Annotated in this window: 6 protein-coding genes, 1 pseudogene and 1 other annotated feature; of the genes and pseudogenes, 3 read left to right on the top strand and 4 right to left on the bottom strand. The window is 45.0% G+C overall.

The window, feature by feature from the left end:
• Positions 1 to 52: 52 nt before the first annotated feature.
• From thrC to thrA, 3 genes are read right to left on the bottom strand one after another with little or no spacing between them, the layout of a single operon-like run.
• The gene (thrC, locus tag AB4133_RS16980; protein ID WP_102394353.1) at positions 53 to 1,336 is read right to left on the bottom strand and encodes a threonine synthase; all 1,284 of its coding nucleotides are present in this window, start codon (positions 1,334 to 1,336) and stop codon (positions 53 to 55) included.
• Entirely contained in the window at positions 1,333 to 2,289 is a 957-nt protein-coding gene (gene thrB / locus AB4133_RS16975) for a homoserine kinase (protein ID WP_032545653.1), read from the bottom strand. Before thrB ends, thrC begins: the two co-directional genes overlap by 4 nt.
• A 17-nt stretch (positions 2,290 to 2,306) precedes the next feature.
• The gene (thrA, locus tag AB4133_RS16970; RefSeq protein ID WP_372225089.1) at positions 2,307 to 4,766 is read right to left on the bottom strand and encodes a bifunctional aspartate kinase/homoserine dehydrogenase I; all 2,460 of its coding nucleotides are present in this window, start codon (positions 4,764 to 4,766) and stop codon (positions 2,307 to 2,309) included.
• A gap of 29 nt (positions 4,767 to 4,795) precedes the next feature.
• Positions 4,796 to 4,914, bottom strand: a sequence feature (Thr leader region).
• 315 nt (positions 4,915 to 5,229) lie between these two features.
• Here thrA and AB4133_RS16965 point away from each other — a divergent pair.
• Positions 5,230 to 5,688 (top strand): hypothetical protein, encoded by a 459-nt coding sequence (locus AB4133_RS16965; protein WP_017070076.1) that lies wholly within the window; start codon positions 5,230 to 5,232, stop codon positions 5,686 to 5,688.
• Between the two features lie 138 nt (positions 5,689 to 5,826).
• Here the strand turns inward: AB4133_RS16965 and AB4133_RS16960 are convergent, their stop codons facing one another.
• Entirely contained in the window at positions 5,827 to 6,312 is a 486-nt protein-coding gene (locus tag AB4133_RS16960; protein WP_017059310.1) for a putative 4-hydroxy-4-methyl-2-oxoglutarate aldolase, read from the bottom strand.
• A 47-nt stretch (positions 6,313 to 6,359) separates the two neighbouring features.
• Here AB4133_RS16960 and AB4133_RS16955 point away from each other — a divergent pair.
• Positions 6,360 to 6,461, top strand: a pseudogene (locus AB4133_RS16955) (ribonuclease activity regulator protein RraA); the annotation flags it as partial.
• Positions 6,462 to 6,890: 429 nt separating this feature from the next.
• Positions 6,891 to 7,607: a two-component system response regulator ArcA gene (arcA, locus tag AB4133_RS16950; protein WP_004741534.1), complete on the top strand. Its 717-nt coding sequence runs from the start codon at positions 6,891 to 6,893 to the stop codon at positions 7,605 to 7,607.
• The last annotated feature ends 53 nt before the right edge of the window (positions 7,608 to 7,660 follow it).

Genomic DNA, 7,660 nt, shown 5'->3' with positions numbered 1-7,660 from the left:
AAAACGGCGCTCATTGAGCGCCGTTTTTATTTGTTCGAAAAACAAATGGACGTTACGGTTGAACTCGACGAAGCACAGCTTTTAGCGCTTCAAAATCGTTATCAAGATCTTCAGACAACAATTCCATCGCCGCGTGTTTTGCTAGCGGGCCAGGCAGTTCGATATCAGAACCTAGGATGTCATCAACCACTTCTTTGAATTTCGCTGGGTGTGCTGTACACAGGAACAAGCCAGTTTCGTTCTCTTGCAGTTGCTCTTCCAGTAGACGGTAAGCAATCGCACCATGTGGTTCACATAGGTAACCTTGTGCTTTTAGGTCGCGAACTGACTCAGCGCTCTGCTCGTCAGATACTTTACCTTTGCCTAGTGTATCTAAGCCCCAACCTTTCAGTTGGCAAAGCTCTTCGATACGAGGCCAGTTGTTTGGTTGGCTTACGTCCATCGCGTTCGATGTTGTCGCAACAGTCGGTTTTGGATCCCATTGACCTGTTTCTAGGTAACGAGGAACAGTGTCATTTTCGTTAGTTGCTGCGATAAAACGCTTAACAGGTAGACCTAGCGCTTTAGCCAATAGACCAGCCGTTAGGTTACCAAAGTTACCACTTGGTACAGAGATAACGAGGTTTTCACGTTGCTCTTTAGTCAGCTGAGAAGCCGCCTCAAAGTAGTAACAGATCTGAGCCATTAAACGGCTGATGTTGATCGAGTTTGCCGAATTAAGACCGATCTCTTTACGCAGTTCAGCGTCATCAAATGAGTCTTTAACTAGAGCCTGACACGCATCAAAGTCACCATCAATCGCCACAGTGTGGATGTTCTTGCCAAGCGTACAGAACAGCTTCTCTTGCAGTGGGCTGATCTTGCCTTTCGGGTAAAGAATCACAACATTGATGTTTTCCATGCCGTAGAAAGCATGCGCAACCGCCGCACCAGTATCACCTGATGTTGCCGTTAAGATAGTGATTTGACCACCATCAGAAACAGCTGCTAAAGATTGAGCCATAAAGCGGCCACCGAAATCTTTAAACGCCAGTGTTGGACCGTGGAAAAGCTCAAGCGCGTAAACGCCGTCTTTTACTTGGTTGATTGGTGCAGGGAATTGGAACGCTGCATCCACCATTTGGTCGATCTGTTCTTTTGGTAATTCATCACCAATCAATGCTGACAGAATCTTTGAGCTACGAGGGACAAAGTCCTCTGCTAGCAGCGCATCGATATCATCAAACTTTGGCAGTTCAGATGGGAAAAATAGACCTTGATTACGGCCTAAGCCTTGACGAACGGCTTGGCCAAAAGAGACTTGTTCATCATTTTCTTTGATGTTGTACAGTTTCATAACTCACTTCCTGTAACGATCGAACCCTGCTTATCTAGGCGACAAACGTGAACGAATCCTTCTTCATTTTGTACGTAATTTTGTTCTAACCAGCGTGCAACACGCTCGGCGACATCTTGTTCTTTGCAAATGCTAAATAGAGTTGGACCACTACCAGAAATACCAGTAGCCAGTGCCCCAGCTGACAGCGCGTATTTACGAGCATCAGCAAACCCTGGAAGCAGTTTCTCACGATATGGTTCAGCGATCACGTCTTTGATCATCTTCGCCGCCAGTTCAGGTTGACCTGAATGACACGCGTGGATAAAGCCCGCTAAGTGACGACCATGAGCAATAATATCCTGACGACGATATTGAGATGGTAGGATCTCTCTCGCTTCAGCCGTTGAAACCTTAATACCCGGATAAGCCATTACCCAGTACCAGTCGTCAAAACACGGTACTTCTTGGCTGATGATGCCTAGCTCTTCAAGCATGAGCTGCACACCACCAAGGTAACATGGCGCAACGTTATCGTAGTGGATACCACCTGAAATCTTGCCTTCCATTTCACCCATCAGAGCAAGCAGTTCAGTTTCATTCAGGGGCTGACCGTGAAAACGGTTTAGCGCATCCAGTGCCGCGACGATTGAACATGCACTAGAACCCAAACCTGAACCGATAGGCATGTTCTTTTCTAGTGTCATTTCTAAAGGCTTTAGCGTAACGCCTTTTTTATCAAGCTCTCTCGAGAACACCACCCAGCAGTCGTAAACGATGTTTTCTTTTGCTTCAGTTGGCAGCTTAGAAACAAAGCTGCCTGCAGTTTTAAGTGAGAATGGTTCATCACCGGCTTTAACCATAACTCGGTCACCTAGCAGCGTGCCATCCACTGGAGACACAGCGGCCCCCAGCACATCAAACCCTACACTGACATTACCGATTGATGCAGGAGCATAAACGACAACATCCATATCACTTGAACTCATTCTTAAACTCCTAATTTCCAACCAAGAGTACGCATCACATCAGAGAATACGCCAGCAGCTGTTACTTCAGTACCCGCGCCGTAGCCACGCAGTACTAGAGGGATTGGTTGGTAGTAACGGCTGTAGAATGCTAATGCGTTCTCGCCATCTTTAATCTTGAACATTGGGTCGTCGCCATCAACAGCAGCGATACGAACCTTACACTTACCTTCAGCGATTTCACCCACATAACGAAGTACTTTACCTTCTTCTGCTGCGATAGCTGACTGCTCTTTGAAGTAAGCATCCGCTTCTGGTAGGCGAGCCATGAACTCTTCAACCGTACCTGAATCATCAAAACCCGGTGGCAGAGCTTGGTCTACTTCAACATCTTCAAGTTCAAGCGCCATGCCTGCTTCACGAGCAAGAATAAGCAACTTACGCGCCACATCCATACCAGATAGATCATCTCGAGGATCCGGTTCAGTGAAGCCGTTATCTTTTGCAATATTGGTTGCCTGGCTCAGTGTCATACCTTCATCAAGCTTGCCGAAGATGTAAGACAGTGAACCTGAAAGAATGCCGTTGAACTTCTCAAGTTCATCACCTGCAGAGATAAGGTTCTGTAGGTTTTCGATGACCGGTAGACCTGCACCTACTGTTGTCTCGTACATCAGCTTACGACGTGAGTTGCGTGCAACTTCACGAAGCTGATGGTAGTAAGCCATGCTTGCTGTGTTTGCTTTCTTGTTTGGTGTTACTACGTGGAAACCAGCCGCTAGGAAATCAGCGTACTGCGCCGCAATACCTTCGCTAGACGTACAATCAACCAATACTGGGTTGATGATGTGGTTACGTTGAACCAAAGCCGCTAAACGCGCTAGGCTGAACTCTTCAGTCGTACTCGACATACGGTCACGCCACTGCTCTAACGGTAGACCATCGCTGTCTAGCAACAAACCTTTACTGTTTGCTAAACCACATACGCGAATCACGATGCCTTTTTCAGCCAGTTTGCCTTGCTGACGTTGGATCTGGTCAACAAGCTCGCCACCAACACCGCCGACACCCACAACGAATACATCTAGGAAGTGCTTAGAGTTAAATAGGTTCTCGTGACACGCTTTGATTGCTTCAGAGATTTTGTCTTCAGGGATAACCGCTGAAATAGCGCGCTCTGAAGAACCTTGAGCAATAGCAACAATGTTGACGTTCACTTCAGCTAAAGAAGAGAAGAACTGAGATGCTACGCCACGTGAAGTGCGCATACCGTCACCCACCAGCGTTACAATCGCAACGTCATCCATGAACTCAACCGGCTCTAACAGGCCATCTTTAAGTTCAAGTTCAAACGCGTCTGACAACACTTGTTTCGCTTTCACCTTATCAGCCGATTCAATACAGAAGCTGATGCTGTACTCAGAAGAAGATTGAGTAATAAGGACAATAGAAACGCCAGCAGAAGACATCGCGCCGAATACACGACTCGCCATACCTACCATGCCCTTCATGCCTGGGCCTGATACGTTAACCATGGTTAGGTCACTTAGCGTCGTAATACCTTTGATTGCTAGGTTATCTTCGCCAGTGTCTTGGCCAATCAAAGTACCTGCGCCTTGTGGGTTGAAGCTGTTTTTGATCAGACAAGGAATGTGGAATTGCGCAATAGGAGCAATGGTTTTCGGGTGTAGAACCGAAGCACCAAAGTAAGAAAGCTCCATCGCCTCTTGGTAGCTAAGAGACTTGAGCAGACGAGCATCATCAACTAAGCGTGGGTCACAGTTGTAAACGCCATCGACATCAGTCCAGATTTCACAGCAATCAGCACGTAGACACGCCGCTAACACAGCCGCTGAGTAGTCAGAACCATTACGACCTAGTGTGACTAGCTCACCTTTTTCATTACCCGCAGTAAAGCCAGGCATGATGTTAACGTGACCTTTAGGAAGTGGAGATTGTTGGAAGTTCTGAGTAGAGACATCCACATCGACCATAGCTTCAAGGTGATCGCCTTTAGCGTATAGGTATTGGACAGGGTCAATCAGGCTTGCTGGTTGGCCTTTCGCTTCCAGTACCGCTTTCATTAACTGGATAGAGATTCGCTCACCTTTACTGATGATGCGAGCATTAACGTGGTTCGGGCACATACCAAGTAGGTTGATGCCATTCACGAACTGCTTTAGCTGAGCAAGAGAGGTATCCACCTGCTCTTGAAACGCGGCACCATCGATAGAAGGCACGACCGCTTTGATCTCTGCAAACAGTGTGTTAAATGAAGATTCGATCTCTGTAATCTGTGCGTCAGCTTCACCATTTTTCAGTGCAGCTTCAATAACAGCGACCAACTTATTGGTTGTTTTTCCTGGAGCCGATAGTACAACGGCTAGCTCTTCTTGCTGGGCATTATTAGCGATGATATCAGCCGCTCGTAAAAAACGATCTGCATCAGCTAATGATGAACCTCCAAACTTTAAAACGCGCATCCCTTTCTCCATAAGTCATAAAAATGGTACAAAAAAAGGCCTGTATCTTGTTGGATACAGGCCTTTTTTTTAAAATCCGTTACTTAGCAGCCTGCCCCAACAATGTTAATGTCGGTAATAATAATGGTTGTGGTCATTACTAGGTGGCTTACGTGCTGCATATCAAATTCTCTGCTTGTGCTTTACTCTACGTGTATCAATTTTTACCACTGGACGTCAATGAAAAGTTGCGTTTTTTTTACATTCGCACCGTTTTTCAGAGCAAACCGTCATTTAAGGGATAAAACACCCTGTATAAACCTTCACTTAAGATACTGGATTTACTCATTGAACAGGCAATAGTGATCAGTTGCATATAGTCATAACAAAATGCTATATCGATTGTGCAGCGAACGTACAAGTTCTGTGCTTTAATTGAACGATAACGTTCGAAGAACAATAATAATGACATCAGGAGTGGGAAATGAAGAGATTACTTATTCTTTTGGCTTTTGCTATGCCTGTTGTTTGTTCAGCGAATAGCTTGCCTCTACTACCCAGCCAGATCGATAGTTCTTCTCATAAATTCTTTATCTCCACACAAAACGCGTCGAGTGAAAGCTTCGATACTTGGAAGATAGACAGTGGCTACTCTTATAGCTTGTTTTCAGATGTGGATCTTTACGTCGGTACACGTATCAATAGTGCGGCACTGAAACAGGAAAGTGGATTCTTGAGTGGTGTCAGTTATCAGTTCTCAGAAAGAGTCTCTTTTAACAGTTCTCTACACACCTATAAAGACGAGACCGAAGACAATGAGAAATCGGTAGCCGCAGAGGTTTCCAGCCGAGTGCAACTAACAGATAACCTAGATTTGCATGCCACCCTTGATTATGAAGAGTGGCAGCAAGGTGTTGAAGTGGGACTAGGGTTTCGCTTTTAGTCTCTTTAGCTTGTTCTTTATTAACAGATTAGTGCGGATTGAGATCCAAACTTTTAGTACATCACAAACCATTCCCCGTTTAGTACATCACAAACCATTCCCCGTTCTAATCTATCAACGGCATTCAATTTGAGTCAGTTACGATTCAATTAACAGCTCAGATGAAATTAACACGCCATTCCAATCGGCATAAATATAGTCACCAGGCTGAATCAGTTGATTATGTATAGAGAGTGTCACATTCACTTGGCCGACACCGCGTTTCTCTGTTTTGAATGGCGATGCACCTAACGCCTGAACGCCAAGGTCCATTTGCGACATCATGCCTACATCACGCACCGCACCGTTTACAATCACGCCTTCCCAACCGTTTTCTATCGCGAGAATAGCGAGTTGATCGCCAAGCAGCGCCTTCTGGCATGAGCCATTTCCGTCAACGACAAGCACTTTGCCACAGCCGTCGGTCTCTAAAACCTCGCGAACCTTGGAATTATCGTGATAACAACGAACTGTTACAATTTTTCCAAAGAACGCACCACGTTGGCCGAAGTTCTGCAATGGCATGTTCAGTAGGGTGACTTCGCTTTCAAACTCATCACACAAGTCGGGTGTTATATCGTGCATATATCCTCCGTGAGTAAGGCGTTACCGGTTATGTCAGGCTAGCCTCTATGCTTTTATATGTTATTAAAATTAATCCTTTGTTTTCATTGTTCTATGCTCAATTTATTACTCAATAAAAGTTGATTGAGCATATTTATCTACTAGACTCTTAAGACAGCTTTCAGCTTCCTTGGTTCATAATCCGGTCTGTAGCAGGCAAGATGTGCGAAGCATCTCGAATAATCATTCTTGTTTTGGTGCTAAATAGTCACCATAACATTGGTTAAGTTGTAGCCATACTATTAAAGTTTGTTGCGATACGGCAATTGATGTAAATCAACAAAGTGAATGGAATTAACATTCTCGCGTTGTTAGCATGCTGTTAACATTATAGAATCCACTCCAATCACTAAAAGAATGATTGAAAGGCGTACTGGATCTACGTTATTGGGCAATACTTCAAGGAAGGCAGATAGCTGGAAGTAAGTGTTTTTTTGAAAACTTTAAGTTATCATCAAAAATACATTACCTGTATGTTATGTTTTTGCCTAGAATTTATTCTATTAGCACAGTTTCGTCACAAATTTAGGTACCGCCAAATGCAAACCCCGCAGATTCTTATCGTTGAAGATGAGCAAGTAACTCGTAACACTCTAAAGAGTATTTTTGAAGCAGAGGGATATGCTGTTTTTGAGGCTAGCGACGGTGAAGAGATGCACCAAGTGCTATCTGACAACCAAGTTAACCTTGTAATTATGGACATCAACCTTCCAGGTAAGAATGGCCTACTACTTGCGCGTGAACTACGTGAGCAAGCAAACGTAGCGCTTATGTTCTTAACTGGTCGTGATAATGAAGTTGATAAGATCCTTGGCCTAGAGATCGGCGCTGATGACTACATCACTAAGCCTTTCAACCCTCGTGAACTGACTATCCGTGCACGCAACCTTCTGAACCGTTCAATGAGCACAAGCTCTGTTCAAGAAGAGAAGCGTAGCGTTGAGAAGTATGAGTTCAACGGTTGGGTACTAGATATCAACAGTCGTTCTCTGGTTAGCCCAGATGGCGAAGGCTACAAGCTACCTCGTTCAGAGTTCCGTGCTCTACTTCACTTCTGTGAGAACCCAGGTAAGATCCAAACACGTGCAGACCTTCTTAAGAAGATGACAGGCCGTGAGCTTAAGCCACACGATCGTACTGTAGACGTAACAATCCGTCGTATTCGTAAGCACTTTGAATCTGTTTCTGGTACGCCAGAAATCATTGCAACGATTCACGGTGAAGGCTACCGCTTTTGTGGTGACCTAGAAGACTAATTCGATTCGCGCTTCTGACCATTTAGCACTACTCACCAGTAAGTACTTTGAAC

This window comes from Vibrio sp. 10N.286.52.F8 (genome assembly GCF_041468745.1).
GTDB lineage: Bacteria > Pseudomonadota > Gammaproteobacteria > Enterobacterales > Vibrionaceae > Vibrio > Vibrio crassostreae_C.
This window is presented reverse-complemented; position numbering and strand designations above follow the sequence as displayed.